Consider the following 25,843-nt stretch of genomic DNA (forward strand, 5'->3'; position numbering starts at 1 on the left):
ACCATCCACAGTAGACTTGAGACCAGTAAGATAATGACTGGTGTTAGGATAGCCTGCCATGCACCACCGGCGTGACCACATCGACGAGGTGATGGCGCAGATCACCTCCCCGTCGGAGGACGAGCGGGCCAGCAAGGAGCTCAACATGCGGCTCCGGCGCGTCGCCCACCACCTCGAAACCGAGCTGCGGCGCGAGCTGGCCGCCTTCGGCATCGAGCTGTGGGAGATGGAGCTGCTGGGCGCGCTGAAGCGCGCGGGCGAGCCGTACCAGCTCTCGGCGGGTGAGCTGCTCAGGCGGATGCGCGTCACTTCGGGCGGGGTCACCAAACGCGTCGCGGGTCTGGAGCGCAAGGGCTGGGTGCGCCGTGACATCGACCCCGACGACCGGCGGCAGATCCTCGTCAGCCTCACCGACGAAGGCGTGCGCCGCGCTTACGAGGTGTTCGACACCAAGACCGAGACCGAAGCGCGCCTGCTGGGCACACTCTCGCTTTCGGCGCGACGACGGCTCAACGACGACCTGCGGCGCCTGCTCCTGGACTGGGAAGGCCCGTCGGAAGAGGCGTCATAACGCGATCACGGATGGCAGGTCAGGTTCGTCAGCGCGCGCCCGGCCGCGCGCAGCGTCACCGAACTCGCGCCCTCGCCCTGGTTGACCAGCACCGTGCAGACGATCTGGTCGATCGCCACCTGGCTCAGATCCGTGCTGCCGAGGCTCACCTCCGCGCCCTGCCGCGAGTACTGGATCTCCGCGGGCGCGGCCGAAGCGGGCACCTGAGTGCTGAGGCCCCGGGCCCGTTCGGTCTCGTTCGGGCCCTGCGCGAGAAGCGTCACGACGTCGGCCGGCACGTCCACGCGCTTCACGACGACCAGTCCGGTGGACGAGACGAAGTACAGCGTGCGGACCTCGGGCACCGCCGGCCCGCTCGGCGGGGAGCCGCCCGAGATCACGCCGCTCCCCGTCAGCGCGGCGAGAACCAGTAACGCGATCAAGACCCGTTTACCCATGCGGCACCCCCTTCCGGATCCCGCGGCAGCCACAGCGTGAACACCGCGCCGCCTTCCGGCCTGTTCCCCGCCGTGAGCGTTCCCCCGTGCAGGCGGGCGTTTTCCCACGCGATGGCGAGCCCGAGCCCGCTGCCTTCGGACCGGCCGCGGGCCGTGTCCGCCTTGTAGAACCGGGAAAACACGTGTGGCAGCACGGGGTCCGGCAGGCCGGGCCCGTGGTCGGTGACCTCGACGAGAATCCCGCCGCCCTCCTCCGCCAGCCGCACCGCGACCGGGGGCGCGCCGTGGCGCAGGGCGTTGCCCACGAGGTTCGCGACGATCACGTCCAGCCGCCGCGGGTCGACCCGCGCGTGCACGCCCGCGGGCAGGTCCCCGGTCACGTCGCTGAACCCACGCAGGCGCAACGTCGCCCGGATCGCTTCGGCGAGGTCCACGTCGTCGACCGCGAGCGCGGCGGTGCCCGCGTCGAAGCGCGTGACCTCGATGAGGTCGTCCACCAGCCGGGCCAGGTTGTGGGTTTCGCGGCTCACCAGCCGCACCGCTTCCCCTGCCACCTCAGGAAATTCGCCGGCCTCGGCGTCGAGCATGTCCGTCACGGCCGTCATCGCGGCCAGCGGCGTGCGCAGCTCGTGGGACACGTCGGCCACGAAGCGCCGGGAGTCGGCCTCCATCCGGCGCAGCTCGCCCACATGTCGTTGCAGGGACTCGGCGGTGGTGTTGAACGTCTGCGCCACCGCCGCCAGCTCGTCCCCGCCGCGCACCTCCAGCCTCGCGTCGAGGTCGCCTTCGCCCAGCCTGCGCGCGGCCGCGCGCAACTCCCGCACCGGCCGCAACACGCTGTACGCCGCGAGCAAAGCCAAGATCAGCGCGAGCAGGAAACCCGCGCCACCGGTGAGCCACGCGTCGCGCGCGAGTTCGCCGATGGCGTTCGACTCGTCGGTCAGAGTCCGCCCGACGAACACCGTGATGCCCGACGGGTGTGCCTCGCCGCTCGTCGTGAGCCACAGCTGGGTGCCGATCACGAGCACCGTCGTCCCCGAGAGATCCACGCGCTGCCAGGCAACGCGCCCCTGGGCCACCGTCGCCCGCAACTCCGGGCTGGGCACCCAGGACTCCATGCCGCCGCCGGAAATCCCGCTGCTCTCGGCTCTCGCGGCCTCGTCGCGCCCGGACACGCGCCCGGCGATCCGCTCCAGGTCGGCGGCGGTCTCGGGCCCGGCGGACAACGGGTACAGCTGCTCGACCGCGTTGGTCAGCTCGATGACGGCGTTGTCCTGGGCGCGCTGCACGATCGCGTCCCGCGCCCGCACGTACCCGAGCCCGGCCACCCCTGTCGCGGTGACGACGCTGACGAGGGCGAACGCGAGCAGCAGCCGGGTGCGCAGGCCGAACGCGCGCCACCGGTTCACAACGGCCCGAAGCGGTAACCGAACCCGCGCAGCGTCTGCACGTACTTCGGCGCCGCCGGATCGTCCTCCAGCTTCGCGCGCAGCCGCTGCACGCACGCGTCGACCAGCCGCGAGTCGCCGAGGAAAGCCTGATCCCACACCGCTTGCAGCAACTGCTGGCGGCTGTGCACCCGGCCCGGCGACGCCGACAACTCCAGCAGCAGCTTCAGTTCGGTGGGCGCCAGCGCCACGGGCGCGCCGTCCTTGGTCACCACGAGCGCGTCGCGGTCGATGGTCAGCGCGCCGTGCCGTTCCCTCCCCGGCTTCGCGTCCGGATGCCGCTCCGGTGTGCTCCGCCTGAGCACGGCGCGGATACGTGCCTCCAGCACCCGCGCCTGCGCCGGTTTGGCGACGTAGTCGTCGGCGCCGGCCTCCAGCCCGGCCACCACGTCGATGTCGTCGTTGCGGGCGGTCAGCATGATGATCGGCAGGTCGCCGTCCGCGCGGATGCGGCGGCACACCTCGAACCCGTCGACGCCGGGCAGCATCAGGTCCAGCACCACCACGTCCGGCGGGTCGGCGGCCACCGCGGCCAGCCCCTCCTCGCCCGTGGCGACGGCGTCGACCGCGTGCCCCTGGTACGTCAGGGCCATGCGCAGGCCGTCGCGCACGGATGCGTCGTCCTCGATAAGCAGTACCCGCGGCATGTCTCCCACTATCGCAGCCTCTTCCGGGCGTCCACAGCGGACACCGGGCACCATCCTGGACGGCCTGTCTCATCGGCGCGTCCGCGCGAGGTCATGGTCCGGTAACGGCTCGGGCGGCGTGCGGAACCGTTGCGGAGCCGTCGAATTCCGCGCACCGGGAGCGCACCGGAGCCCCCGACCGTGGAGGCATGACCGAATTCCGCATCCGCCTGCTGGCCGCCGTGACCCGGACGCTGGCGGTGGCCCTGCTCCCCTTGGCGCAACTGCGTTCCCCCGGCCGCGCCCGGTTCACCGCCTGCCAGTGGGCGCTCGCGCTGCGGTTCCCGGCCGAGGACCTCGACGGACTCGAGCCCGGCACGCGGGCGTCGTTCCGCGAAGCCCGCGCCGTGGCGTTCTGGCGGGACCACCAGCTGATCGGGCTCACCTCCGGCCACCGCGACGCGGCCGAACAACACCGTCTCTTCACCGAGGAAGTCCGCCGCACGGGCTCCTTTTCCGCCGCGCGCCGCCGTGTCCTGCCGCCCGAGGAGTCCTCCCACGTGGCGGGCCGGGCACTGGACGTGCGGCCCGCGGAAGGCGCCGCCTGGCTGGAACGACACGGCGCCGCGCACCACCTGTACCGGCGCTACGACAACGAATGGTGGCATTTCGAGCACCACCTCATCGCGCCCGGACGGCTACCTCATCCCGGCCTGCCGGACCAGTACGACGCTGTTGCCCAACGTGGACTGTGAGCGCGCCCGCGCCCGCCAAGGTCGCCTTCATGGGTGTCGGCCCGCGGGCCACGAATCCACCGTACGGACCAAGCCAGACCACACACTCGCAACAACAGTCCTTTGTGGACGGGCTTCCCGGCCGCGTGGCCGCGAAGCCATGGGGCCGAGGAGCCCGTCAGCCCCAGGTCCACACGTTCTTCAGGTCCGCCGTCCAGTCGATGGGCACCCCGTCTCCGACGGTGGAGTGGATCGACAGGCCCATCCCGAGCCCCTCGCCCAGGAACACCGACCGCTCGATCCGCAGCGAGAACGGATGCCCGTTGTCATCCCACCACTGCTCGTGCTGCTGCACGCAGCGGACCGTGCCGAAGAACCTCGTCTGGCAGTCGCCCGCCGGGTACCAGACCTGCTGGTGCTTGAACGTGACCACTCCGGCCGGCGTGGTGATGGTGCCCTGCGCGACGAGGCAGTACCCCTGCGCCGGGACCGTCCACCGGACATAGTGCTGCTGCCCACCGTGGCCCGGCAGGTCGGTCAGGCCCGCGCAGTTCACGTCCCCGATCTGCTCCGACGTGACGCGCTGGACGTTGTACGTGCCGGTGGACTGGTTCTCGTACCCGTCGAGGTAGAGCCAGTCCCCGTCACGGACGAAATGCTCCAGCCCGTCCCCCGGGTTGTTCCAGTGGGACGGCGCGTCCCACCGGATCACCGAGGTGCCGTCGTCCCCCGGGTTCCACGCCCATTGACTCGCGGGCGTGCCCGCGCCGTCCACCAGCTGCCCGGCGGATTTCTGGTACAGCAAGGAAAACTGGTCGTAGGTCTCCTCCCCGGCCGAAGCCGTGCCCGCGGTGGAGGCGAGCACGGCGACGAACAAAACGAACAGCAGGTTCTTGATCCCCCTCATGCCCCGGAACCCTAGTCGCGGGCACCGTTTCGGGGATCAGCTGAACGTGGCCGAGGCGAGCATCCGGTCGAAGGCCGCGTCCAGCTCGGGCGTGCAGGCGTGCTCGACGATGAGGATCTTGCTCTGCGGCAGCCACCACATCCGCAGCTGGTTGTTCTCCGTGGCGTCCTGGCAGGTCTCCTGGAACCGCCCGTACTCCGCCTTTTTCGGCCCCACTGGCGCGTAGCCGCTGTCCACCACGGTGCTGCCGGTCGCCTCGGAAGCCTCGCCGGGATCCGAGGCCGGGCCGATGCACGTGGGCACGTCGGTGCCCGGGTACCAGCCGTACTCGCGACTCGCGCTCGGCGTGTTGATCGCGCCCTGGGCGGCCGCCTCGCGCAGGTCCAGGATCTTGCCCTCGCAGGCGAAAGACGCCGACTGCAGACAGCCTTCGTAGCCAGGATCGCGGGACTCCACGGCGTACTGGGTGCCCGCGGGCAGGCGGACGGTCATGGTCGCGATCGTCGCCGTGCCCCCGTCCGCGGTCGTGGAGGACGAAGGCGCGGCGGTCGCCGACGTGGTTGTTCCCTTCGAGCCACCGGACCCGCTCGACGGCGGCCCGGCGGACTGCGCCTGCCCGGTCGTCGTCCGCACGCATCCGGTCAGCACCAGCGCGAACAGCACAGCCGCCGCGCCCCAAGTGAACCCGCGCCGCACCGCAGCCCCTCTCCTCAGGCCCCCGATGCCTTCGACGCGGCCCGGCACGACCGGTTCCCGGCATGCTGATCCTGCCAGAAGCGCGTGCCGCGAGCCTCGGCAGAACGAGGGCACTACCGATCGCGCGTCATGCTCCCCTGGGGGCGGGACGTGGCCAGCCATGACAGGCCGAGGCCGGCCAGTGCGAGGGCCGCTCCGGCAAAACCGTTCCAGCGCAACGCGCCTGCGGCGACGATGCCGCCGCCGAGTGCGGCGCCGAGCGCGTTGGCGAGGTTGAACCCGCTGACGTTGACGGCGACCGACAGCGTGGGCGCGGCCGCGGCGTGCTGGAGGATCAGGCCCTGCAACGGGGCGATGGTGGCGGTGGCCAGCAAGCCGAACGCGAGCACCGCGACGATGGCGGCCGGCCGCGAGGGCGCGGCGAACGGCAGCGCGGCCAGGATCACTGTCAAGCCGAGGAACGCGATCCGCACCGTCATGGTCGCCGAGACGTCGGTCAGCCGGCCGGCGGCGAGGTTGCCCAGCAGGCTACCGGCGCCGTAGGCGACCAGCAGGGCGGACGCCATGCCACCGGAGAAGCCACTGACCTGGGTCAGCAGCGGCATGAGGTAGGTCAGCACGACGCCGGCTCCGGCGAAGCCGATGGCGGTGGTGGCGATGGCCAGCAGCACCGGGCGGCGCAGCAGGACCCGGAGCTCGGACCGGGCGCCGGTGGCCGGCGCCGGTGTGCGCGGCATCGCCACGGCCAGGACCGCGCCGCCCGCGGCGGCGACCACCGCGACGGCCAGGAACGGCATTCGCCAGCCGAAGGCCTGGCCGAGCAGGGCCCCGAGCGGAACCCCCAGCACGGTCGCGACGGTGAGCCCGGAGACCACGATGGCGATGGCGCGCCCGGCCCTGCCGGGTGGCATGACGGTCGTGACCACGACCATCGCGACGGCGAACAGCGTTCCTTGGGCCAGCGCGGCCAGCACGCGGCTCGCCACCAGCAAGCCGTAGGAGGTCGCCGCCGCGCTGAGCAGGCTCCCGGCGACGAACAGCGCGATCAGGCCGAGAACCAGGCCTTTGCGGGGCATCCGCGCGGTGAGCACGGTGATCAGCGGGCCGCCGATCACCACGCCGAGCGCGTAGGCGGTGACGAGCTGGCCGGTGCCGGCGACGGACACGTGCACGCCGGCCGCGATCTGCGGTAGCAGGCCGCTCACCAGTAGTTCGGCCGTGCCGATCGCGAAGATGCACAGGAGGAAACCGGCGATGACCGGGACGGCCCGTCTCGTCGTGGCCGATGCCGGGGTGCCGGATGAGGTCGTTGCGGGTGTCATACCGCGGACCGTAAAGTCTCACATGGATGTGAAAGTCAATGTGAGGTGGCGGGGGTCGCAGTGCCGGCGGAGACGATCAGGATCGGCGAGTTGTCCCGGCGCAGCGGCGTGAGCCAGCGGCTGTTGCGCTACTACGAAGAGCAAGGGCTGCTCCGGCCGCGACGCCGGCCGAGCGGATACCGGGAGTACCTGTCCTCCGACGTCGCCGTAGTGCGCCGGATCCGGGGCCTGCTGGCCGCCGGGCTGTCCACCGCGACGATCTCCTCGGTGTTGCCGTGCATCCGTGAGGACGACGAGCGGCTGGTGCCGACCTGCCCGGACCTCGTCGCGCAGCTGCGACGGGAACGCGACCGGATCGACCAGGCCATCGACGACCTCACCACGTCCCGCCAGGCCCTGGACACGGTGATCACCGCGGCACCGGGCCCGGCGAACTGAGCCCGCCGCGCGACCATGGCACCGGCTTTGTGGCGAACTACCTGATCTGCCGCCGTCAGTGGTGATGGTGGTGTTCGTGATGGTGCTCGTGCCGGGCGGGGTCGCGGTCGTTGTCGTACTTCGCCGAATAGTCGGTTTCGGTGCTGCCGAGCTTCCAGTACCCGATGGTCAGCGTCCGCTCCGGCGACAGGCCGGCCTCCTTGCGGAGGTACTTGCGCAGCGCGCGCACCGTCGCCGACTCCGCGGACACCCAGGCGAAACCCTCACCGGACGCGGGAATCGGGACCGAGCGCACGGCGTCCTGCAGGATCGTGGTGCCGCCCGCCGGGGCGCCGTCGCGGTAGAGCCACCGGACCTCGACCCCGGGCGGCGCCTCGACCTCCTGCTTCTCCTTCTCGTCGGCCACCTCGACGAAGATCACCCCGGTGGCGTCCCGGGACATCTTCGGCGCCAGGTTGACGATCGCGGGCACCGCGGCGTCGTCACCGGCGATGAGGTACCAGTCGGCGGGCAGGACGGTGCGGCCGCCGGGGCCGGTGAGGCCGAGGAAGTCGCCCGGCACGGCGCGTTCGGCCCAGTTCGAGGCGGCGCCGCCGGCCTGGTGCAGCACGAAGTCCAGCTGCAGCCGCCGCGTGACCGGGTCGTAGTCGCGCACGGTGTAGGTGCGCATGGTGGGGCGCTGGTCGTCCGCCGGCCAGCGGGCGATCCCGTCCGCGCCGACCACCGGCATGACCGGCCGTTTCTGTCCCGGCAGCGGCACGTAGATCTTCACGTTGGGCCCGCTGCGGTCCTCGCCGAACCCGGCCAGTTCTGGGCCGCCGAACGTGATCCGGCGGACGCGGGGCGTGATCATTTCCGTCTCGAGGACCTCGACCGTGCGGAACACGTAGCCGGGCAGCGCAGCCCGTTCGACCCTGGTGCCCGCCATCAGCATTCGCCTCCTGTTTCGCACTCCACACGATCTTGCCTCGCGATTAGGTTAGCCTACACTAAAAGCTCGGGCAAGGATCGCGCCGCGCACCGGAAAAAGCGCGGGCGCGCGCAATTCCCGTGAATTGCCCGTCGATCCGGAATTCGGTAATCCCTTTCCGCACAACTCCCTCCGGCACGCTTCACCCGGTACGGGGAAATCCCCGCGACCTGCGAAGCCGGGCGCCCGGAAATGAGGCCGCGATGCTGGGGATCCTATTACTTAGGGGAGCCTTGCCTGCACATTTCCCGCGCTGCGGGGCCCCGGACCCGGTGGCATCGTGAGAATCACCGGACGGAAATCCCACCACCACGGCTTTGAGGAGCGGAGATGACGAGCACCGTCGAAATGCCGACCGTGCACGAATGCACGATCACCAACTGTTCCTACAACCACGACGGCTGCCGCGCCTACGCGATCACGGTGACCGGCGAGAACGGCGCCGCCGACTGTGGCACGTTCGTGCCGCTGAACACCCGGGGCGGCCTGGACCGGGTGGTGGCCCAGGTGGGTGCCTGCTCGCGGGCCGACTGCGTGCACAACGCCAATCTGGAATGCACGGCGCAGGGCGTCCGCGTCGGCCCGGGCAGTGACGGCGAAGCGAACTGCCTCACCTACCAGACCTCCTGAGTTCCGGCGAGAAGACGGCGAGCGGGCTGCCATTCCCGATGGCGGCCCGCTCGCCTTTTTCGCGCGGTATTCAGTGCGCCTTGTCCAGCAGTTCCCTGGCCTCCGAGACCGCCTGCCCCAGCGCCTCCGGGCGGAGCGCCTCCACGATCACGTCGATCCCGCGCAGACCGGCCCGGAGCAGCAGCCGCTTCTCGTTGGTGACCCACTCCCCTCGCTCCGCGAGGACGGCGTGCGCTGTCTCCATCGCCGCCGTGACCAGCGCGCCCGCCACCTCCGACACCGCGCGCCGCGGCGCGTACGACTTCTCGGCGTAGCCCAGCGTCAGCGACGCGCGCTGCCGCCACATCCGCGCGGCCGGCTCGCGCAGGGCCGCCGGAAACTCCGGTCGCGGCAAGCTACCGTGCAGCACCTGGTTGACGGCCAGCTCGCCGACCACCAGGTAGCTCGGGATACCGGCGAAGTGGAACATCAGCGGCTCCCAGCGGAACCGCCCGGCCCGTGCCTCGGCGAGCTCGTGCTCGACCACGCCGAGATCGCGGTAGTGCACGTCCACCCGGCGGCCGTCGATCGTGAGCCACGCGCCGCCGTTGAACACGCCGCCGCCCCACTCGCCGATCGCGGAGACTTCGCCCGGCCACCCGAGCGCGCGCAGTTCGCCCGGCTCGAACGCTCCCCGGTAGTACACGGCGAAATCCCAGTCGCTGTCCGCTCCCGCGGTGCCCTCGGCCCGCGACCCGCCGAGCGCGACCGCTTCGACGCCGGTCAGCTTGGCCAGCTCGCCGGCGACGTAACCAGGGAACGTGCCGTCGTCCACGGGCTCGATTCTATCCGCGCAGCTCCAATTCTTCCGGTTCGAGCGAATCCGGTACGACCGGCGCGGAACACACGTTGCGCATCCGGCCGATCCCGTCGACCCACGACTCCACGACGTCGCCCGGCCGCAGGAACCGGGGCGGGGTGCGGCCCGCGCCCACCCCCGACGGGGTCCCGGTGAAGATCAGGTCGCCGGGCAGCAACGGCACCGTCGCCGACAGCCGGGCGACCAGCTCCGGTACCGGGAAGATCAGGTCCGCCGTGGTGGCGTGCTGCACCGGCTCACCGTTGAGCGAGCAGCCCAGTTCCAGGGAATCCCGCTGCGGCAAGGAATCCGCGGCCACCAGCCACGGCCCCAGCGGCCCGAACGTCGGGAACGACTTCCCCAGGCTGAACTGCGGCGAGGCGCCCGCTGTCTGCAGCTCCCGTTCGGAGATGTCCTGTCCGATCGTCAGCGCGGCGACGTGCTCCCAGCCCCGCTCGGCCGGGACCCGGTGGGCGTACGCGCCGATCACGACCACCACCTCGACCTCCCAGTCGCACCGGCCGTCCACCAGCTCGACCGGGCAGAACGGGCCGGTGAGGCAGGACCGGTACTTCGTGAACACGCTGGGCACGGGCGGGATCGGCGCGCCGACCTCGGCGGCGTGCCCGGCGTAGTTCATCCCCACGGCGAACACCTGCCGCGGGTTCTCCACCGGGGCACGCAGCCGTGCCGGGTCGAGCGGCTCACCCCCGCTCAGCTCGGCCGCCCCGGACCAGGCACGGAATTCCGCCCAGTGTTCGAGCACGTGCCGCGGGCCCGGCCCGAACCGGCCGCCGGAGCGCGTGGCGATGTCGAAGACCCGCGACCCGGGACCCACGAGAACCGCCCGGCCGTCGAGATTGGCTATGCGCAACAACTTCCACCCCTTTTGTGAACGTGCGTCAATGCTGATAGCCGGTGTAGCCGGGGGAACAGCCCGGCGTGGCTGCCGTGCGTCCCCCGTCCACCGGCAGCAGCACGCCGGTGACGTAGCTCGCCGCTTCGGAGGCCAGGTACAGCACGGCGGCCGCGTACTCGTCGGGCTCGGCCACCGGGCGCAGCGGCGTGGCACGGCCGAGCTCGGCGACCACGTCCGCCTTCAGCGGCATCGCCGAGGAGCCCGCGCGGGAGATCCCGTTGACGCGGATCTTGTCGGCGGCCAGCTCCGCGGCGAGCACGTGCACGAGGCTGTGCACGCCACCCTTCGAGGCGGAATAGCCGACCACGTTGGGATTTCCGAGCGTGCCGTCGATCGAGCCCGCGTGCACCATGCTGGCGTGCGCGGACTTCCGCAGCCGTGGCAGGAACGCCTGCGACGCGGCGAAGACACCGGTCAGGTTGACCCGCACGGTCTCCTCGAACTGCTCGATCGTGACGTCCTGGAAGCGGCGGAAGTCGTTCGCGAAATGGTGGGTGACCAGGGTGTCGACCGTGTCCCACTCCAGCTCTTCGGCGATCCGTGCGATCGAATGCGGGTCACGCGGGTCCTGCACGAAGACCAGCGGCTTGCCGCCCGCTTCGGTCACGGCGTCGGCGGCCTGCCGCGCGGCTTCTTCGGTCGCCTGCACGACCGCGACTTCGGCGCCGCAGCGGACGAACGCCGGCGCGGCGGAGTTCGCGATGTCCTCCGGCCCGGTGATCCCGATCCCGGTGCCGATCAGCACCACCCGGTACCCGGTGAAGTCGAACGCTTTCGTGATGTCCATCTTCGTCCTTTCAGGACAGTCCGGCCAATGCGCGGCCGGGGTTCTGGTACTGCCAAAGCCATTCGCTGACCGCGGAGTCGATCCGGCCCTCGGCCACGGCGAGGTCGCGGGCGCGTTGCTCCGGCCCGTCGGGCAGGTGGAACGTGGTGGCGTTCCCGGCCGAGAGCGACTGCACCTCGCACGCCCGCTCCACGCGCAACGCCTCGTACGCGCGGAAGGCTTCGGCCGGGTCCTGAGTGTGCGCGAAGACTTCACCGAGCGCGTGGCCGTCCTCGATCGCCTGCGCCGCGCCCTGGCCGAGGTAAGGCAGCATCGGATGGCAGGCGTCGCCGACCAGGCACACCCGGCCCGTGCTCCAGCTCCTCAGCTCCGGCTGGACGTAGATGTCGTAGCGGGTCACGCCGTTGCCCGCGGTGATCAGCCGCCGCAACGGTTCGTGCCAGCCTTCCAGCCACGCCAGGGTTTCCTCGATGCTCACCGGCGCCGCCGTGGCGCCGGACCCGATCGCCGGCGCCTCGATGCACGCGGTGACGTTGATGACCGAACCGCGCCGGAACGGGCAGTGCACCACGTGCGCGCCCGGGCCCAGCCAGGACTCGAAACTGTTGCGCTCGGCGAACTCCGCGAGCAAGGGATCTTCGCGGGCTCGCTCGGCCGGGACCTGGGTGCGGAACCCGCTGTGCCCGGTGTACCGCGGCGCCCCGGCGTCGAAGAGCCGCTGCCGCGCGACGGACCGGATGCCGTCGGCACCGACGGTGAACGCGGGCGTGAAGACCTCGCCGCCGGTGGTGGTGACCCGGCCGGTGCCCGGGTCGAGGTCCGCGACGCGCCGGTCGAGCAGCACCCGCACCGGTTTCCCTTGCCCTGCCCGGTCTTCCGCCGCTGCGAGGAGCGCACGCTGCAGATCTCCCCGATGCGCGAACCAGAACGGGTGGCCGTAGGTTTCGACCGTGCCACCGAGCGGGGACTTGAACAACTCGGCCCCGTCCTGCCAGCGGCGGCGCGTGGTCCAGGTCGGCAGTGACACGTCGGGCGAAAGCCGTGGCGCGAGGCCGAGCGCGGTCAGCGCGCCGACGGCGTTGGGCCCCAGCCCGATCCCGGCACCGACTTCGCTGATCTGCCGCGACTGCTCCAGCACCGTCACGCCGAGCCCGGCGCGCCGCAGCGACACCGCGGCGGCCAGCCCGCCGATCCCGGCACCGATGACGACCACATCCATGCGTGTTCTCCTTTCAGACGATCGAGGACGGGCCGCTCGGCTCGGCGTCGACCGGGGCGAACAGCGAGTCGAGGCCCGCGCGTCCGGCGGTGATCCCCTGTTCGTTCGCGTACCGGACGATCAGCTCCATCGCGCGGTCGTTGCCCTCGGTGCGCCCGTACTGCCAGGGGTCCTCGCCCAGCAACCGATCCTGCTCACGCCACACGTCCTGGACGAACGCGAACGGCAGCGTACGCGGGTTGCGCAGCCGCTCCATCGCCAGCAGCCGGGCGGAGGTGAACGCCGCGAACAGGCTCGCCGGGATCCACGGGTGGGCGTCGACGAGATCCTGTTTGATCGTCACCACGTGCATCACCGGGAACACCCCGGTCTTCGCGTAGTACGCCTTCTCGGCTTCGGGGAAGTCGGGGAACAGCCGCGCCACTGACGGGTCACCGGCGAGGAACGACGGCGGGTTGTAGGCCGACACCGTGGCACTGATCGCGCCCGAGGCGAGCAGCTCGTCGATCCGGTGGCGCGCCGCGCTGTCGGTCGGGGCCAGCGGCGCGTCCTGGCCGTCGGGCAGCCGGCCGAACCCGCCGAACACATCCTGCCAGTCCACTTTGGACAGGTGCAGTCCGTGCTCGTCCTGGAGTATCCCGCGGATCCACACGGCGGCGGCGGGTTCGTACCCGCCGATGCCGACCGCCCTGCCCTCCAGATCGGCCACTGTGCGGATCCCGGAGCCGGTGTTGACGAAGATCGAGCCGTGCCGGAACCGGCGGTGCGGGAAGACCGGGATCGCGGTCAGCCGCTCGCCCTGTTCCACCGCGCGCAGGTACTGCACGACGTTCAGCTCCGAGACGTCCACTTCGGCCCGCCGGTCGAGGCGGAAGATGCGCTCCTTGTCCGAGGGCAGCGCGATCAGGTCGATCCCGTCCGGGCGGACGGTGCCGTCCAGCAAGGGCCGGGTGATCTCGTAGTCCCCGCAGGTGAGGGACAGCGTCAGCCGGCTCATGCGGCGCTCCGGTGCCCGAGCGCGTCGAACACCGACGCCCGCAGCCGCGCGAACTCCTCGGTGGCCTTGGTCGCGATCTGGTCGCGCGGCCGCGACAGGTCCACCGGCATGACCTCGCGGATGGTCGTGGGCGTGCGGGTGAGCACGACGATCCGGCCGCCGAGGTAGATGGCCTCGTCGATGTCGTGGGTCACGAACGCGACGGTCATGTCCCGCTCCTCCCACAGCTTCAGCGTCAGGTCCTCCAGCTCGACCCTCGTCTGCGCGTCCACCGACGCGAACGGCTCGTCCATCAGGAGCAGCCGCGGGTGATACGCCAGCGCACGCGCGATGGCGACGCGCTGCTGCATCCCGCCGGAGAGCTGCCACGGCTTCTTGCGCACGTGGGCCGAGAGCCCGACGGAATCCAGCGCTTCCGCGGCGCGCCCGGCGGCCTCCTTCTTCGAGATCGCCTTGTAGCGCAAGGGAAGCCGGACGTTCTCCTCGACGCTCTGCCACGGCAGCAGCGACCGGCTGTAGTCCTGGAAGACCAGGCCCAGCGTGTCCGGCGGGCCCGTGACCGGCTGCCCCGCGACGCGGACCGTGCCCGCGTCGAAGGGCAGGAGCCCGGACAGGCAGCGCAACATGGTCGTCTTGCCGCAGCCCGAGGGGCCGACGATGGAGACCAGTTCCCCGTCGAAGACCCGCACGGAGATGTCTTCGAGCACGAGCTCACGTCCGTAGCTCTTGCGCAGTCCTTCGACTTCGAGGATGGGTTCCCGGCCTTCGGGGCCGGCGGAGGGCGCGCGCATCGGCGCTGTCTCAGTCATGGGCGTATTCACCGAACTTCCGGTCGAGCAGGCGGCCGGCGAAGGCCACCAGCGAGTTCACGGCGACCCCGAGCAGGCCCAGCAGCACGACCGCCGACCACATGTCGGCGAGCCGGAAGCTGGTGGAGGTCTGGGAGAGGAAGTAACCGAGGCCGTTGGTACTGGAGTAGTACTCCGAGGCGACCATGACCACGAACGCGATCGGGGTCGCCGAACGGACTCCGCTCCAGATGTGCGGGACGGCGGCGGGCAGGATCACCCAGCGGAACCGGGCGAGCGCGGGCAGGCCGAACACCCGCGCCATGTCCTGGCGGACCGGCTCCGCGGAACGGACACCGTCCACAGTGGCCAGCAGGATCGGCCAGACCGCCGAAGCCGCGATGACCCCGATCTTCATCGCGTCCCCGGTGCCCAGCACCAGGATCATCGGCGGGATCACCAGGATCGGCGGCAGCGCCCGCATGAACTCCAGCTGCGGTTTGACGAACGGCTCGGCCCGGCGCGCCACGCCGATCGCCGCGCCGGCGGCGACGCCGAGGACGAAGCCGATCAGCAGGCCCAGGCCGACCCGCCACAGGCTGGGCACCACGATCTCGCCGAAGTCCGGGGACAGCCAGTTCGTCTTGAACGCTTCGAGGATCTGGTTCAGCGGTGGGAAGAACAGCGACTGAGAGGAGGCGCTGCCCGCCCACCAGATCACCACGAACACCGCGGTGACGACCACGGGGACCACCGCGTAGAGGAGTCGTTTCACCGCGCCGCCCTCCGGGAGGAGTGCCACGAGAGCAGCTTGTTCTCGACCGGCACGAAGGCGAAATTGAGGACGAGGCCGAGCAGCCCGGCGGCGACGGTGTAAGCGTAGATCCCGGTCTGGTCCCCCGCTTGCAGCGAAGCGCCGACGTCCTTGCCCAGCCCGGGCATCCCGCCGAGCAGTTCGACGGTGATCGCCACGACCAGCGACACCGAGCACGCGATCCGGACCCCGGTCACGATGAACGGCAGGGCGCTGGGCAGCACCAGCCGGTACAGCCGGGCTGCCGCGGGCACCCCGAAGGACTTCAGCGTCTGCTCCGCCACCGGGTCGGCCGTGCGGGCGCCGCGGATGCTCAGCACGAGCACCAGCCACAGGCTCGACAGGCTGGTGAGGATCACCGCGCCGGCGAGCCCGACGCCCGCGGTCAGGATCACCAGCGGCAGCAGCGCCACCGACGGGATCGGCCGGAGGAACTCGACACTCGGCCGCAAAGCCCGCTCCGCCAAGGGAAACCGGCCGAGCAGCAGCCCGAGCGGGACGGCGATCGCGGTGCCGATCACCAGGCCGAGCAACGTCTGGGCGAGGCTGTCGCCGACACTGCCCCAGAAGGCGGCGCCGGTCAGCATCGTGCCCAGCCGCGCCAGCACCTCCGTGGCCAGCGGGAAGCTCGACCGGCTCAGGATGCCGGTCACGCCGAGCAGCTGGAGCAGCGCGAACGTCACGAGCACGGAGACGGCGGTCCGCCAGCCCGGCAAGGATCGCTTGCGGGGCAACGGTTTCCCGCGCACCTCCTTGGTCAGCACGGCGGTCATGACCGAGCCACCAGGAACTGCGAGATGTCGATCTTCTTGGTGGCGAATCCCTCTGCCGCCATCAGGTCGGCCTCGGCCTGCAGTTTCGCGACGTCGATCGAGGTCGGGAAGACGTAGGCGGGCACCTTGGCGGCCAGCTCCGGGGTGAGCTGGGTGTAGCTGGTCACGAAGTCCCGGTACGAGCCGGACTTGTTCAGCTCGTCGGCGGCCTGGGTCAGCGAGGCCTTGAACGCGGTCACCGCCTTCGGGTTGGCCTGGACGAACTGGCTCGTCATCATGTAGCCCGCGACCGGGGTGCCCGCGAGCGCGCCACCCTGGTACGGGTCGACGAGCAGGCCGGCCTGCTTCGCCTCGGCCTGGGTGGAGAACGGCGGCACCAGGTAGGCCGCGTCCACCTTGCCCGCGGCGAGCGCGTCGGCGATGGTCGACAGCGGCAGCACCTGGAACTTCACCTTGTCCACGTCGACGCCCAGATTCTTCAGCGCCACCCGCGAGTTCAGCTCGAACGTCGCCTTGGGCTGGTTGATCGCGAGCGTCCTGCCTTCGAGTTGCTTCGGGTTGGTGATGCCGCTCGACGGCAGCACGTAGATCCCGGTCTGGGTGGCGGGGGCGCCGGTGATGCCGGGGAACACCCCGCGCAGCGGCACGCCCTGCGCGGCGGCCTGGACGAACGTGGTCCAGGACATGGAAACCGCCTGGTAGTCCCCGGAAACCAGGGGCGGCACCTCGGAGGCGCCCTTCGGGTCGATCGTGACGTCGAGCCCGTTGCGGGCGAAGATCCCCTTCTCCTTGGCGTAGTAGATCGGGGCGAAGTCACCGACGGGCGTGACCCCGACCTTGAGCGTCATCGTCCCGGCCTGGGCCGGCGGGCCGCCGCAGGCGGTGAGCACGGTGAGACCCGCGAGCGCCGCGACGAGCAGCGCGACGGCGCGGAGTCTCCGGTTGACCACAGCGAACATCGATGTTCCCTTCCTCGGATTCCGCTCACGGTGACCGCCCGGCACCGGTGCGGTCCCGGCGGTTTCGGCACGGGGGCTTCCCACCTGCTATGGGCTGCCGGCCGAACCTTCGTGCCGACTGGTGCCGTAAGCACAACCCCTAACTTCGAAGAAGTCAAGAGATTTCGAAATTTTGCTTTTTGATACGAGACGGCGGCCGTGATCCGATGTTAGGGTGACTGCCGTGCCACGAAGAGTCGAAGAAAAACGCCCCACGCGCGGTGAGATCGTGTTGCGCGCGCTACGGGACGACATCCTCAACGGGCGCCTGACGCCGGGGTCACAACTGGGGTTCGCCGATCTGGGGTCGCGCTACAGCGCCAGCACCGGGGTGCTGCGGGAGGTGCTGCCGCGCCTGGTGGAACAGGGGCTGGCCAGCACCCAGCCGCAGCTCGGTTACCGCGTGGTGGAGGTCAGCACCGAGGATCTCGTCCACCTGACCGAAGCCCGGATAGCGCTGGAAACCCAGGTGCTGGCGCAGTCCATCCGGGACGGGGACCTGGACTGGGAGACCTCGGTCGTGGCCGCGCACCACCGGCTCGCCCAGCTGTCCACTTTGGACGACGCCGGGGGGATGAACCCGGACTGGTCGGACGCGCACCGCCGGTTCCACCAGGTGCTGCTGGAGGGCTGCCCGAACCGCAGGCTGCGCGAGGTCGCCGGGCGGCTGCGCGACCTGAGCGAGGTCTACCACTGCTGGTCGGTGCTCAACACCGACGATCTGCGGTCTCGCGACGAGGAGCACGCCCGGATAGCCTCACTCTCGGTCGGCCGCGACATCGGCGGTGCCAGGGCCGAACTGGCCGCGCACATCCAGAAGACGACCGACCTGCTACTGGCCGCGCAACCGAAACCCAGTACGACGGGTTCGTGAGCACGACCCCGGGAACCGAGGAGCACGACGTGGATTTCACCGAGGAAACCGCTGTCACGGCTGTCATCGACAGTTTCGCGCGCACGGCTGACCCGCGCTTGCGCGAGCTGCTGGAGGGGCTCGTCCGGCATCTGCACGCCTACGTCCGCGAGACCCGCCCGACGCTGGCCGAATGGGAGCAGGCGATCTCCTTCCTGACCCGCGTCGGGCAGAAGTGCGACGACACGCGGCAGGAGTTCATCCTGTTCTCCGACGTGCTCGGGGTGTCCATGCTCGTCGAGACGATCAACGGGCAGGAGAACGGAACCGAGAGCACGGTGCTCGGCCCGTTCCACGTCGTGGAGTCGCCGCGGCGGGAGAGCGGCGACACCATCGACCTCGTCGGCGGCGGAACGCCTTGCGTGGTCTCGGCGCGCGTCGTGTCGACGTCGGGCGAGCCGATCGCCGGGGCGAGCGTCGACGTGTGGCAGTGCGACAAGGACGGTTTCTACGACGTGCAGCGCCCGGACGTCCAGCCGCTGGGCAACGGGCGCGGGCTGTTCGAGAGCGGACCCGACGGCGGGGTGTGGTTCCGGACCGTCGTGCCGAGCCACTACCCGATCCCGACCGACGGGCCGGTGGGGCAGCTGCTGGAGGCGACGGACCGCCACCCGTACCGGCCGGCGCACATCCACTTCCTCGTCGAAGCCCCGGGCCACAAACCCTTGACCACGCACATGTTCGTCGCGAACAGCCCGTACATCGACTCCGACGCGGTGTTCGCGGTGAAGAAGAGCCTCGTCGTGGATTTCCGCGATACCTCGGACGCGGCGCTGGCCGAGCGGTACGGGGTGAGCGCGCCCTTCCGGCACGCCGCGTTCGACATCGTGCTGGAACCGTCCGATGTGGACTGAGTTCGACCACGAGTCGCTGCCGATGCGGGTCCGGTTCGGGCCGGGACGGCTGGACGGACTCGGCGCGGAGGCGGAAAGGCTGGGCCTGCAACGGGTTCTGGTGCTCGCGACGCCCCGGCAGACCGCGCTGGCCGCCCGCGCGGCCTCGCTGCTGGGGGCGCGCCACGCGGGAACGTTCGCGGAGGCGCGGATGCACGTGCCCGTCGAGGTGGCCGAAGCCGCTCGCGTGGCGGCGAAAGACGCCGGGGCGGACGGGTGCGTGGCGATCGGCGGCGGTTCGACGATCGGGCTGGGCAAGGCACTGGCGCTCGAACCGGGCCTGCCGGTCATCGCCGTGCCGACCACGTATGCCGGGTCCGAGATGACGCCGATCTGGGGCCTCACCGAGAACGGCAGGAAGCGCACGGGCCGCGATCCGGCCGTGCTGCCCCGCAGCGTCATCTACGACCCGTCACTCACCACGGATCTGCCGCGGGCGATCTCGGTGACCAGTGGCATCAACGCGCTCGCCCACGCCGTCGAGGGGTTGTACGCGCCGGACAGCTCGCCGATCCTCGCGCTGATGGCGGAGGAAGGCGCCCGCTCGCTCGTCGGGGCACTCCCCCGGATCGCCGAAGCGCGCGACGAAGCGCTCTACGGCGCGTGGCTGTGCGGCGCGGTGCTCGGGTCGACCACGATGTCCTTGCACCACAAGCTTTGCCACGTGCTCGGTGGTTCGTTCGACCTGCCGCACGCGGAGGTGCACACGGTGATCCTGCCGCACGTCCTGGCTTACAACTCCCCCGCAGCGCCCGCTGCGGTTTCGGTTCTCCAGCGGGTTTTCGGCGCGGCCGACCCGGCTTCGGCCTTGTGGGAACTGGCCGGAACCCTCGACGCGCCAAGGTCTTTGGCCGCGATCGGCATGGACGGGGCCCGGCTCGGCGAGGTGGTGGAGCAGGTGATGGCCGCGCCTTACGCCAACCCGCGTACGCCGCGCGCGGAGGAGCTGGCGGAGCTGCTCGACCGCGCGCAGCGGGGGCTTCCGCCCGCGAGTGGCGAGTGAGCTCGTAGGTCGTTCGCGCGGATCTACCGCAGAGTGGCGATCCCGGCCAGCACGATGTCCACGCCCGCGAGGAACTGTTCGCGGTCGTCGTGGCCGGGCAGCTGCTTCGCGGCCTTGTGCACGAACGGATAGCGGCCGGGGTCGAGCCGCGACCACTGTGCGGCGACGGTGGTCAGGAAGGCCGGGCGGTCCGCCTTCCGGTCGGCGAGTGCCCGCGCGTTCGCGGCGTTCTGCCCGGCGACGCCGAGGACGTAGTTCACCAGCGCGCCCGCGGCGTCGAAAAGTGCATGCCCGGGCACGCCGAGCGCGTCGAGCAGCCTGCCGATGTTCTCGTAGATCTCCAAGAGCGCCGGGCGCCACGGTTCCCGGGCAAGCTGGGCACCGGCCCACGGGTGCGCGTCGATCGCGTCGAACAGGCCCAGCGCCACGGCGCGAAGAGCTTTCCGCGGGGCGGCATCGAGGTCCACTCCGGCCAGCACGCGGGCGACGACGTCGTCCGTGGCCGCGGCGAGCATGTCGCTCGCTGGTCCTGGCCCGCGTCCTGCAAGTGCACGGCTTCCCGGTGACGGTCTACGAAGCGGAGCCCTCTCCCGCCTCGCGCCGTCAGGGCGGGATGCTCGACATCCATCCCTGGAACGGCCGGCCCGCGCTCGAAGCGGCGGGCCTCGCCGAGGGGTTTCGCGAACTGGTCCTTCCCGGCCGCGAGTCCTACCGCGTCCTTGACCGGCAAGGAAATCTGCTCCTCGATGTCCGCGACGACGGCACCGGCGAACGGCCCGAAGTCCAGCGCGGCGAACTGCGGCAACTGCTGCTCGACTCGCTGCCGCCCGGGGTCGTCCGGTGGGGCCGGAAGGCCACCGGGGTGCGAACGCTGGACGACGGCCGTCACGAGGTGAGCTTCGCCGACCGCGCCACGCCCGAATACACCGAAATCTCGGTCATCGAGACCTTCCTGTTCGACGGCGATGCCCGGCATCCCCTTACCGCGCAAGCGATCGGCGCCGGTCGCGGAGTTCGACGGCTGGGCGCCGGGGCTCACCGCCTTGCTCACCGCCAGCGACACCCCGCCGGTCCTCCGCCGTCTTTTCACCCTGCCGCAAGGACATCGGTGGGAGCGCGTGCCGGGGGCGACCCTGCTCGGGGACGCCGCGCACCTCGGCCGCCCTCGCGGCGCATCCGGACGACGTCGAAGCCGCGCTCACGACGTACGAAGAAGCGATGTTCACGCGCGCCGCGGCTGTCGAGGAGGACGAGGACACGTACGCGATCATGTTCGGCGCGGACGCGCCATAGAGCATGGTCGCCCTGCTCGCCGGGGCTCAACCCGCCTGAACCCGGTGGAACTCCAGAGAAACCCCGCCTCCCCCGGCAAGCGGGACGAGGGTACCGACGAGCACCGCGTCGTTGAGCCACGCGTACTCGCCCGCCGGGGCCTCGATCTTCGGCGTGGTCAGGCCGGAGGCACCGCCGGGGCCGACGGTGATCGTGCCGGTGTTGGTCACCGTGAGGACCACGCCGTCGTGCGTGCGGATGAGGTATTTCGCCGTCACGGAAGGAACTCCGTCGCCGCGCAGCAGGCTCCAGTCCGCGCCCAGCGCGAGGACCTCGCCGCGCAGCAGCGGGCCCGCCACGGTGCCGCCGGTGATCGGGATGACGCGGCGCCGCCCGGCGGGCGTGTCCCCGCCGTCGATGGGCTCGCCGATCGTGACCTCGAGCCGCGCGACCAGCTCCAGCGCCAACGCTGGATGAGTCATCGAGCCGCCTTCCCCGCGATGAGCCGCCACGAACCCAGCAGCCGGTCGGTGAACTGCTCCGGGGTTTCGGCGCCCGCCAGCAGCCATGCGTTCATCAGCGCGCCGGTGCCGCCGGTGACGAACGTGGCCAGATCGTCCAGCGCCTCGGGCGAAGTCCGCGCGCCGGAGAACTTGCGGACGATCTCCCGGTTCACCGGGGCGAGCAACTCGGTCAGCGCGCTCGTCATCGCGAACGCGCACGAGCCGGTGAGCATCGCCCGGTAGAACACCCGATGCCGGTCGAAGTGGCGCACCGCGGCGAGTACCCCGGCCCGGCCCACCAGCGGTTTGCTCCGCTCCAGCGGCAGCTCGCCGCGCGCCAGCTCGATCGCCGCCGCCACCAGCAGCGAATCGCGGTCGCCGAAATGCAGGTAGACCAGCTGCCTGCTGACGCCGGCCGCCCGCGCCAGCTCGGTGATCGACACGGCCGTGGTGCCGCGTTCGGACACCAGGCTCACGGCGGCGGTCAGCAGCGCCGACCGCGACCGCAGCACGCGGCGATCGCTGCTCTGCCGCGGCACGATCCGGACTGTCATCTCCCCGGTTATATACACTTGTCAAAAAACCGGCAACCGCCGGACGGACCAGGCCGTCGCGTAGGGTTGGCCCATGACCACCCGGAGGGCTTGCTGAAGTGGCGAATCTTCGTGCCGCGCAGAAGGAAATGACCCGGGGCCTGCTCCTGTCGACCGCGCTCGAGCTGTTCGAGGCGCAGGGTTACGCCGCGACGAAGATCGACGACATCGCCCGCGCGGCGGGCACCACGCGGGTCACGTTCTATGCGCACTTCTCCGGCCGCAGCGACCTCATGCGCGCGCTGATCGCGAGGCTCAACGAGCTTCTGGAGCGCAGCGACGACGCCGGCCATCACTCCACTTCGGACGCTCTCGTCGCCGCGGTGCGCGAAGGCGAGCGCGCGGGCCTCGACGCCTGGCTGCGCGCGCAATCGGCCCGCTGGCCCGAAATCCGGCCGTACGTGCTGTCGGCCTTCGAGGCGGCGGCGGTCGACCCGGAGCTGCGCGGGCTGGTGTACCAGTGGTTCGAAGAGGTCATCGACGACATCGAGCGCGGACTGACCGAGGCCGGTCGCTTCGCCCCGGACAGCAGGCGCGCGCGGGGTGTGCTCGCCATGGCGCAGCTGGACCACCTCGCGCAGCGCTGGATGCGCCACGGCTGGGACATCGACGGCGACCAGGCCCTGGCTCTGCTGGCCGACAGCTGGGCGCACCTCCTCGCGGACTGACTCCGGGAGGGCGGGAGTCGCGGGAGCACCACGGAAATCCGGGGCGGCGATCACCGGCATCAGGCCGAGACCTCCACGCCGAATGGCTCCCGAGCGGCGGCCAGGAATCGCGCCACCCTGCCGCGCGGCGATCACGATCGACACGCCGAGACCCGCGCGCGGGATGACTTCGGGAAGCCGGGAGTCGTGGCAGCGCCACGGAAATCCGGGGCGGCGATCACCATTCAGGCCGCGAGCCGCGCTCGCCCGCTCGCGGACGGCCGAGCCTCAGGAGACCGGGAGTCGCGGCAGCGCCACCAAACCGCGCGCGCCCCTGGCCCGCCATCGCACCCCGGCATCACGCTGGGCGGCCGGGCGCCGGACCACCTACACGTAGGCACCCCTCACCGAGCCGCCAACACTGGCAACAATCCGCGCACCACCGGGCCCCACCACCGCGGGACATCCCGCCACGAGCCGCCCATACGTCCTCGCCAGCGACCGACCCTCACGAAGCCGACAGAACCGGCAGCAGCACCGAAATCCGCGCGCCACCGGTCTCGACGTTCCGCGCCGACACCGCACCGCCGTGCCGGGCGGCGATTTCACTCACCAAGGACAACCCCAGCCCATACCGCCGCCGGGCGGCGCCAGGCTCCGGTGCCGGGCCGGACGCGAAGCGCGTGAACAGGTCCGGCAGGACGGCCTCGTCGATGCCGGGGCCGTCGTCGCTGAAGTCCAGGCGCGCGTTCCGCCCCGAACGCGACAGCCCGACCCGCAACTCCGCCGTGGCATGCCGGATCCCGTTGTCCAGCAAGGCGTTCACCGCCCGCCGCAGCCCCGCCTCATAGCCGTCCACCCAGACCTCCGCGCCCGGCTCGAACACGAGCCGCACCTCCTGCTCCGCCGCCGCGGGCTCCGCCGCCGCCACCGCCTGGCGGACGAGCGCGTTCAGCTCCACCGGCTGACGCGGAATCTCCTCGCGCGGATCGGCGGCCAGCAGCAGATCGTCCAGAATCGCGGCCAGCTGGTTCGCATCGTCGACCAGACCGTCCACATCGGACTCGTGCGGCCCGGCACGCAGTTTCCGTCGCAACAGCTGCGCCCTGGTGGACAACAACGTCAGCGGCGTCCGCAGCTCATGCCCGGCGTCGGCGACGAAACGTCGTTGTAGCGCAAGGGATTCCACCAACGGCGTCACGGCACGCCGCGCCATCCACGCCCCGGTCAGCGCCGCCAGCGCCAGTCCGGCCAATCCCGCGATCACCAACGCCTGCAGCAACCTGTCGCGTTCCTCGTGCGCGGATCGCATGTCCAGCACTGCCTGCACGACACCATCGCCATGGGTCTCCGTCCGCACGCGGTACTCCCGGTCGTGCATCCGGTAGTCGACCGTCGCCGCCGGACCGCCCGCCGCCACGCGCGCGAGCTCCTGCCGGTCCGGCAATCCGTGCGGCAGCCCGGGACTGGCCTGGACCCGGCCGTCGGCCGAGATCACCAGCCACGTGCCCGCGGGTGGATCGCTCACGTCGTCGGCGTGCGCGATCGCCGACGCCAGCAGCGAATCCTGGTCGTCATGCTGCCCGCGCAGCACCGCCAGCACGGCCACCACGATGAGCAGCGCCACGGTCACCGCCACGGCCAGCGTCGACTGCAGCGCGATCCGCACCATCGTCCGCCGGACCAGCCGCGCCTCCGCCGGATCGGCCCGCCGCCTCACCGGCCGCTCCCGAGCTGGTAGCCCCGGCCCCGCACGGTGTCGACGATCTTGCGCCCCAGTTTCCGGCGCAGATAGTGCACGTAGGTGTCCACCACGACCTCGCTCTCGGCCGCGTCGAAGACCAGCCCGAGCAGCTGAGAACGCGAGAACACGTGGCCGGGCCGGGCGGCGAGGGTGGCCAGCAGCGCACACTCCCGTTCGGACAGACGCACCGGATTCCCGTTGTCCCGCACCACGTTCCGGGTCTCCAGCTCGAGCCGCCCGCCCGGCAGCGGGAGCGACCGCGCCAGGTCCAGATGCCGGCGGCGCAGCGCGCGCAGCCGCGCCAGCAGCTCGTCGACGTCGAAGGGCTTGCCGAGGTAGTCCTCCGCGCCCGCGTCGAGCCCGGCGACGCGGTCGGCGGGGTTGCCCAGCGCCGAGAGCACCAGCGTCGGCGTGCCGACGCCCTTGCCGCGCAGCCTGCCGAGCAGGTCGAGGCCCTCGATCGCGGGCAGCCCGCGGTCGAGCACGATCACGTCGTACTCCCTGGTCAGGCCCAGATGCAGGCCGCGCTGGCCGTCGGCGGCGGTGTCGACCGCGTAGCCCTCGTCGGCCAGCAGGGTGCGCAGCATCGCCAGCAGCTGCGGATCGTCCTCGACGACGAGGACCCGGGGCGGTTCGGTGACACTCACCCCGGCATTGTCCCGCTTGCGGTGTCGCGCACGATCAGGTCCTCCAGCTCCGGCGACCAGCGCACCCGGCGGTGCTCGTCCACCGCGAGCACGAGGCACCCCGGCTGGGCGTGCGCCCAGGCGATTCCGTCACGGCCCATCGCGAAGGCCGCGGTCGAGACGGCGTCCGCGGTGGTCAGGTCGTCGGCCACGACGGTCAGGCTGAGCAGGCCGCGCGCGGGTTCGCCGGTGCGGCCGTCGAGCACGTGCTCGCCGCGCTCGTAGGCGCCGGAGGTGGCGACGGCCCGGTCCTGCACGGCGAGCACGGCGCACACCTGGTGCGCGTCCTCGGGGTGGCGGATGCCGACCGACCAGAGCCGTCCCGCCGCGACGAGGTCCCCGCCCGCGTTGAGGCAGAACGAGCGGATTCCCTGTGCCCGCAACAGATCCGCGGCCCGCTGCACGGCCCAGCCCTTGACGATGCCGCTCGGGTCGAAGGCGTGCCCTGGCAGCCGGGCGCGGAACGCCCCGCCGCTGCGCAGTTCGTACTCCTCGCACAGCCGCCGGATCTCCCGCATGTCCTGGTTGTCCGCGCCGAGGCAGACCTCGCTGTCCGCCCGGAAGGGACTGAACCGGCGGTCGGCCTCCGCGAGCCAGTCGAAGACGGCCTGCCCGTCCCCCTCGTCGCGAAGATCCAGGGAGATCGGCATGCCCATGATGTGCTCGACGCGGCGCAC

General features: G+C 71.2%; 30 protein-coding genes and 1 pseudogene. 9 read left to right on the forward strand and 22 right to left on the reverse strand.

Annotated features, from left to right (window positions below; translation table 11 throughout):
- Positions 1 to 58 precede the first annotated feature (58 nt).
- Positions 59 to 571: a MarR family winged helix-turn-helix transcriptional regulator gene (locus tag FPZ12_RS23465; protein ID WP_144747788.1), complete on the forward strand. Its 513-nt coding sequence runs from the start codon at positions 59 to 61 to the stop codon at positions 569 to 571.
- A 5-nt stretch (positions 572 to 576) separates the two neighbouring features.
- Here FPZ12_RS23465 and FPZ12_RS23470 read toward each other — a convergent pair whose 3' ends face one another.
- Genes FPZ12_RS23470 through FPZ12_RS23480 form a run of 3 tightly spaced genes read right to left on the reverse strand, consistent with a single transcriptional unit; the run spans position 577 to position 3,103 of the window.
- On the reverse strand, positions 577 to 1,008 hold the full coding sequence (locus FPZ12_RS23470; protein ID WP_144747789.1) for a GerMN domain-containing protein: 432 nt from the start codon (positions 1,006 to 1,008) through the stop codon (positions 577 to 579).
- Positions 990 to 2,417, reverse strand: a complete 1,428-nt coding sequence (locus FPZ12_RS23475) for a sensor histidine kinase (protein ID WP_144747790.1) — start codon at positions 2,415 to 2,417, stop codon at positions 990 to 992. The genes FPZ12_RS23470 and FPZ12_RS23475 overlap by 19 nt, the downstream gene beginning before the upstream one ends.
- On the reverse strand, positions 2,414 to 3,103 hold the full coding sequence (locus FPZ12_RS23480) for a response regulator transcription factor (RefSeq protein WP_144747791.1): 690 nt from the start codon (positions 3,101 to 3,103) through the stop codon (positions 2,414 to 2,416). The genes FPZ12_RS23475 and FPZ12_RS23480 overlap by 4 nt, the downstream gene beginning before the upstream one ends.
- Before the next feature lie 188 nt (positions 3,104 to 3,291).
- Here FPZ12_RS23480 and FPZ12_RS23485 point away from each other — a divergent pair, with 188 nt between their 5' ends.
- Positions 3,292 to 3,837: a D-alanyl-D-alanine carboxypeptidase family protein gene (locus tag FPZ12_RS23485; protein WP_144747792.1), complete on the forward strand. Its 546-nt coding sequence runs from the start codon at positions 3,292 to 3,294 to the stop codon at positions 3,835 to 3,837.
- A gap of 157 nt (positions 3,838 to 3,994) precedes the next feature.
- Here the strand turns inward: FPZ12_RS23485 and FPZ12_RS23490 are convergent, their stop codons facing one another.
- The 3 genes from FPZ12_RS23490 to FPZ12_RS23500 form a co-directional block, all read right to left on the reverse strand.
- A complete protein-coding gene (locus tag FPZ12_RS23490) occupies positions 3,995 to 4,723 on the reverse strand; it encodes a hypothetical protein (protein WP_144747793.1) in 729 nt (242 codons plus the stop codon).
- A 36-nt stretch (positions 4,724 to 4,759) separates the two neighbouring features.
- Positions 4,760 to 5,419 (reverse strand): hypothetical protein, encoded by a 660-nt coding sequence (locus FPZ12_RS23495; RefSeq protein WP_144747794.1) that lies wholly within the window; start codon positions 5,417 to 5,419, stop codon positions 4,760 to 4,762.
- 113 nt (positions 5,420 to 5,532) lie between these two features.
- Positions 5,533 to 6,741, reverse strand: a complete 1,209-nt coding sequence (locus FPZ12_RS23500) for an MFS transporter (protein WP_243769987.1) — start codon at positions 6,739 to 6,741, stop codon at positions 5,533 to 5,535.
- Between the two features lie 75 nt (positions 6,742 to 6,816).
- Here FPZ12_RS23500 and FPZ12_RS23505 point away from each other — a divergent pair, with 75 nt between their 5' ends.
- Positions 6,817 to 7,179 carry a MerR family transcriptional regulator gene (locus FPZ12_RS23505; protein ID WP_144747841.1) on the forward strand — a complete coding sequence of 121 codons (363 nt, stop codon included), beginning with the start codon at positions 6,817 to 6,819 and terminating at the stop codon, positions 7,177 to 7,179.
- Between the two features lie 55 nt (positions 7,180 to 7,234).
- Here the strand turns inward: FPZ12_RS23505 and FPZ12_RS23510 are convergent, their stop codons facing one another.
- Positions 7,235 to 8,107 carry a siderophore-interacting protein gene (locus tag FPZ12_RS23510; RefSeq protein WP_144747795.1) on the reverse strand — a complete coding sequence of 291 codons (873 nt, stop codon included), beginning with the start codon at positions 8,105 to 8,107 and terminating at the stop codon, positions 7,235 to 7,237.
- A 372-nt stretch (positions 8,108 to 8,479) separates the two neighbouring features.
- Here FPZ12_RS23510 and FPZ12_RS23515 point away from each other — a divergent pair, with 372 nt between their 5' ends.
- Positions 8,480 to 8,779 carry a DUF1540 domain-containing protein gene (locus FPZ12_RS23515; RefSeq protein ID WP_144747796.1) on the forward strand — a complete coding sequence of 100 codons (300 nt, stop codon included), beginning with the start codon at positions 8,480 to 8,482 and terminating at the stop codon, positions 8,777 to 8,779.
- 70 nt (positions 8,780 to 8,849) lie between these two features.
- On the opposite strand, the gene FPZ12_RS23520 is transcribed toward FPZ12_RS23515, so the two are convergent.
- From FPZ12_RS23520 to FPZ12_RS23560, 9 genes are read right to left on the reverse strand one after another with little or no spacing between them, the layout of a single operon-like run.
- Positions 8,850 to 9,593: a nucleotidyltransferase domain-containing protein gene (locus FPZ12_RS23520; protein ID WP_144747797.1), complete on the reverse strand. Its 744-nt coding sequence runs from the start codon at positions 9,591 to 9,593 to the stop codon at positions 8,850 to 8,852.
- Positions 9,594 to 9,603: 10 nt separating this feature from the next.
- A complete protein-coding gene (locus FPZ12_RS23525) occupies positions 9,604 to 10,494 on the reverse strand; it encodes a fumarylacetoacetate hydrolase family protein (RefSeq protein ID WP_243769988.1) in 891 nt (296 codons plus the stop codon).
- A 25-nt stretch (positions 10,495 to 10,519) separates the two neighbouring features.
- The gene (locus FPZ12_RS23530; protein WP_144747798.1) at positions 10,520 to 11,323 is read right to left on the reverse strand and encodes an SDR family NAD(P)-dependent oxidoreductase; all 804 of its coding nucleotides are present in this window, start codon (positions 11,321 to 11,323) and stop codon (positions 10,520 to 10,522) included.
- 10 nt (positions 11,324 to 11,333) lie between these two features.
- Positions 11,334 to 12,542: an FAD-dependent monooxygenase gene (locus FPZ12_RS23535; RefSeq protein ID WP_144747799.1), complete on the reverse strand. Its 1,209-nt coding sequence runs from the start codon at positions 12,540 to 12,542 to the stop codon at positions 11,334 to 11,336.
- Positions 12,543 to 12,555: 13 nt separating this feature from the next.
- Positions 12,556 to 13,539, reverse strand: a complete 984-nt coding sequence (locus tag FPZ12_RS23540) for a phosphate/phosphite/phosphonate ABC transporter substrate-binding protein (RefSeq protein WP_144747800.1) — start codon at positions 13,537 to 13,539, stop codon at positions 12,556 to 12,558.
- On the reverse strand, positions 13,536 to 14,348 hold the full coding sequence (locus FPZ12_RS23545) for an ABC transporter ATP-binding protein (RefSeq protein WP_144747801.1): 813 nt from the start codon (positions 14,346 to 14,348) through the stop codon (positions 13,536 to 13,538). The genes FPZ12_RS23540 and FPZ12_RS23545 overlap by 4 nt, the downstream gene beginning before the upstream one ends.
- Complete coding sequence (locus FPZ12_RS23550; RefSeq protein WP_144747802.1) at positions 14,341 to 15,129, reverse strand: ABC transporter permease; 789 nt, start codon at positions 15,127 to 15,129, stop codon at positions 14,341 to 14,343. Before FPZ12_RS23550 ends, FPZ12_RS23545 begins: the two co-directional genes overlap by 8 nt.
- A complete protein-coding gene (locus FPZ12_RS23555) occupies positions 15,099 to 15,914 on the reverse strand; it encodes an ABC transporter permease (RefSeq protein WP_144747803.1) in 816 nt (271 codons plus the stop codon). The genes FPZ12_RS23550 and FPZ12_RS23555 overlap by 31 nt, the downstream gene beginning before the upstream one ends.
- Entirely contained in the window at positions 15,911 to 16,873 is a 963-nt protein-coding gene (locus FPZ12_RS23560) for an ABC transporter substrate-binding protein (protein WP_144747804.1), read from the reverse strand. Before FPZ12_RS23560 ends, FPZ12_RS23555 begins: the two co-directional genes overlap by 4 nt.
- Before the next feature lie 223 nt (positions 16,874 to 17,096).
- Here FPZ12_RS23560 and FPZ12_RS23565 point away from each other — a divergent pair, with 223 nt between their 5' ends.
- From FPZ12_RS23565 to FPZ12_RS23575, 3 genes are read left to right on the forward strand one after another with little or no spacing between them, the layout of a single operon-like run.
- A complete protein-coding gene (locus tag FPZ12_RS23565) occupies positions 17,097 to 17,786 on the forward strand; it encodes a GntR family transcriptional regulator (protein ID WP_144747805.1) in 690 nt (229 codons plus the stop codon).
- On the forward strand, positions 17,783 to 18,679 hold the full coding sequence (locus FPZ12_RS23570; protein ID WP_243769989.1) for a dioxygenase family protein: 897 nt from the start codon (positions 17,783 to 17,785) through the stop codon (positions 18,677 to 18,679). Before FPZ12_RS23565 ends, FPZ12_RS23570 begins: the two co-directional genes overlap by 4 nt.
- Positions 18,669 to 19,721, forward strand: coding sequence for a maleylacetate reductase (locus FPZ12_RS23575; protein WP_144747806.1), 1,053 nt, complete (start codon positions 18,669 to 18,671; stop codon positions 19,719 to 19,721). Before FPZ12_RS23570 ends, FPZ12_RS23575 begins: the two co-directional genes overlap by 11 nt.
- A 23-nt stretch (positions 19,722 to 19,744) precedes the next feature.
- On the opposite strand, the gene FPZ12_RS23580 is transcribed toward FPZ12_RS23575, so the two are convergent.
- Positions 19,745 to 20,236, reverse strand: a complete 492-nt coding sequence (locus tag FPZ12_RS23580; protein ID WP_144747807.1) for a TetR/AcrR family transcriptional regulator C-terminal domain-containing protein — start codon at positions 20,234 to 20,236, stop codon at positions 19,745 to 19,747.
- Positions 20,237 to 20,244: 8 nt separating this feature from the next.
- Here FPZ12_RS23580 and FPZ12_RS46550 point away from each other — a divergent pair.
- Positions 20,245 to 21,014 (forward strand): annotated as a pseudogene (locus FPZ12_RS46550) (FAD-dependent oxidoreductase).
- 26 nt (positions 21,015 to 21,040) lie between these two features.
- Here the strand turns inward: FPZ12_RS46550 and FPZ12_RS23590 are convergent.
- The gene (locus FPZ12_RS23590; protein WP_166462870.1) at positions 21,041 to 21,475 is read right to left on the reverse strand and encodes a DUF3237 family protein; all 435 of its coding nucleotides are present in this window, start codon (positions 21,473 to 21,475) and stop codon (positions 21,041 to 21,043) included.
- Positions 21,472 to 22,050 (reverse strand): TetR/AcrR family transcriptional regulator, encoded by a 579-nt coding sequence (locus FPZ12_RS23595; RefSeq protein WP_144747809.1) that lies wholly within the window; start codon positions 22,048 to 22,050, stop codon positions 21,472 to 21,474. Before FPZ12_RS23595 ends, FPZ12_RS23590 begins: the two co-directional genes overlap by 4 nt.
- A 98-nt stretch (positions 22,051 to 22,148) precedes the next feature.
- Here FPZ12_RS23595 and FPZ12_RS23600 point away from each other — a divergent pair, with 98 nt between their 5' ends.
- Complete coding sequence (locus tag FPZ12_RS23600; protein WP_144747810.1) at positions 22,149 to 22,757, forward strand: TetR/AcrR family transcriptional regulator; 609 nt, start codon at positions 22,149 to 22,151, stop codon at positions 22,755 to 22,757.
- Positions 22,758 to 23,244: 487 nt separating this feature from the next.
- On the opposite strand, the gene FPZ12_RS23605 is transcribed toward FPZ12_RS23600, so the two are convergent.
- The 3 genes from FPZ12_RS23605 to FPZ12_RS23615 are packed head-to-tail and all read right to left on the reverse strand — an operon-like array spanning position 23,245 to position 25,843.
- Positions 23,245 to 24,456, reverse strand: a complete 1,212-nt coding sequence (locus FPZ12_RS23605; RefSeq protein WP_144747811.1) for a sensor histidine kinase — start codon at positions 24,454 to 24,456, stop codon at positions 23,245 to 23,247.
- Entirely contained in the window at positions 24,453 to 25,127 is a 675-nt protein-coding gene (locus tag FPZ12_RS23610) for a response regulator transcription factor (protein WP_144747812.1), read from the reverse strand. The genes FPZ12_RS23605 and FPZ12_RS23610 overlap by 4 nt, the downstream gene beginning before the upstream one ends.
- Positions 25,124 to 25,843 carry an FAD:protein FMN transferase gene (locus FPZ12_RS23615; protein WP_144747813.1) on the reverse strand — a complete coding sequence of 240 codons (720 nt, stop codon included), beginning with the start codon at positions 25,841 to 25,843 and terminating at the stop codon, positions 25,124 to 25,126. Before FPZ12_RS23615 ends, FPZ12_RS23610 begins: the two co-directional genes overlap by 4 nt.

Source organism: Amycolatopsis acidicola, assembly GCF_007713735.2.
GTDB lineage: Bacteria > Actinomycetota > Actinomycetes > Mycobacteriales > Pseudonocardiaceae > Amycolatopsis_E > Amycolatopsis_E acidicola.

What these genes read in the sequence shown, in the direction of transcription:
- FPZ12_RS23465 (WP_144747788.1), top strand. Translation starts at nt 59, where the DNA reads ATGCACCACCGGCGTGACCACATCGACGAGGTGATGGCGCAGATCACC.
- FPZ12_RS23470 (WP_144747789.1), bottom strand. Translation starts at nt 1,008, where the DNA reads ATGGGTAAACGGGTCTTGATCGCGTTACTGGTTCTCGCCGCGCTGACG.
- FPZ12_RS23480 (WP_144747791.1), bottom strand. Translation starts at nt 3,103, where the DNA reads ATGCCGCGGGTACTGCTTATCGAGGACGACGCATCCGTGCGCGACGGC.
- FPZ12_RS23485 (WP_144747792.1), top strand. Translation starts at nt 3,292, where the DNA reads ATGACCGAATTCCGCATCCGCCTGCTGGCCGCCGTGACCCGGACGCTG.
- FPZ12_RS23490 (WP_144747793.1), bottom strand. Translation starts at nt 4,723, where the DNA reads ATGAGGGGGATCAAGAACCTGCTGTTCGTTTTGTTCGTCGCCGTGCTC.
- FPZ12_RS23500 (WP_243769987.1), bottom strand. Translation starts at nt 6,741, where the DNA reads ATGACACCCGCAACGACCTCATCCGGCACCCCGGCATCGGCCACGACG.
- FPZ12_RS23510 (WP_144747795.1), bottom strand. Translation starts at nt 8,107, where the DNA reads ATGGCGGGCACCAGGGTCGAACGGGCTGCGCTGCCCGGCTACGTGTTC.
- FPZ12_RS23515 (WP_144747796.1), top strand. Translation starts at nt 8,480, where the DNA reads ATGACGAGCACCGTCGAAATGCCGACCGTGCACGAATGCACGATCACC.
- FPZ12_RS23530 (WP_144747798.1), bottom strand. Translation starts at nt 11,323, where the DNA reads ATGGACATCACGAAAGCGTTCGACTTCACCGGGTACCGGGTGGTGCTG.
- FPZ12_RS23535 (WP_144747799.1), bottom strand. Translation starts at nt 12,542, where the DNA reads ATGGATGTGGTCGTCATCGGTGCCGGGATCGGCGGGCTGGCCGCCGCG.
- FPZ12_RS23540 (WP_144747800.1), bottom strand. Translation starts at nt 13,539, where the DNA reads ATGAGCCGGCTGACGCTGTCCCTCACCTGCGGGGACTACGAGATCACC.
- FPZ12_RS23545 (WP_144747801.1), bottom strand. Translation starts at nt 14,348, where the DNA reads ATGACTGAGACAGCGCCGATGCGCGCGCCCTCCGCCGGCCCCGAAGGC.
- FPZ12_RS23555 (WP_144747803.1), bottom strand. Translation starts at nt 15,914, where the DNA reads ATGACCGCCGTGCTGACCAAGGAGGTGCGCGGGAAACCGTTGCCCCGC.
- FPZ12_RS23560 (WP_144747804.1), bottom strand. Translation starts at nt 16,873, where the DNA reads ATGTTCGCTGTGGTCAACCGGAGACTCCGCGCCGTCGCGCTGCTCGTC.
- FPZ12_RS23575 (WP_144747806.1), top strand. Translation starts at nt 18,669, where the DNA reads ATGTGGACTGAGTTCGACCACGAGTCGCTGCCGATGCGGGTCCGGTTC.
- FPZ12_RS23580 (WP_144747807.1), bottom strand. Translation starts at nt 20,236, where the DNA reads ATGCTCGCCGCGGCCACGGACGACGTCGTCGCCCGCGTGCTGGCCGGA.
- FPZ12_RS23590 (WP_166462870.1), bottom strand. Translation starts at nt 21,475, where the DNA reads ATGACTCATCCAGCGTTGGCGCTGGAGCTGGTCGCGCGGCTCGAGGTC.
- FPZ12_RS23595 (WP_144747809.1), bottom strand. Translation starts at nt 22,050, where the DNA reads ATGACAGTCCGGATCGTGCCGCGGCAGAGCAGCGATCGCCGCGTGCTG.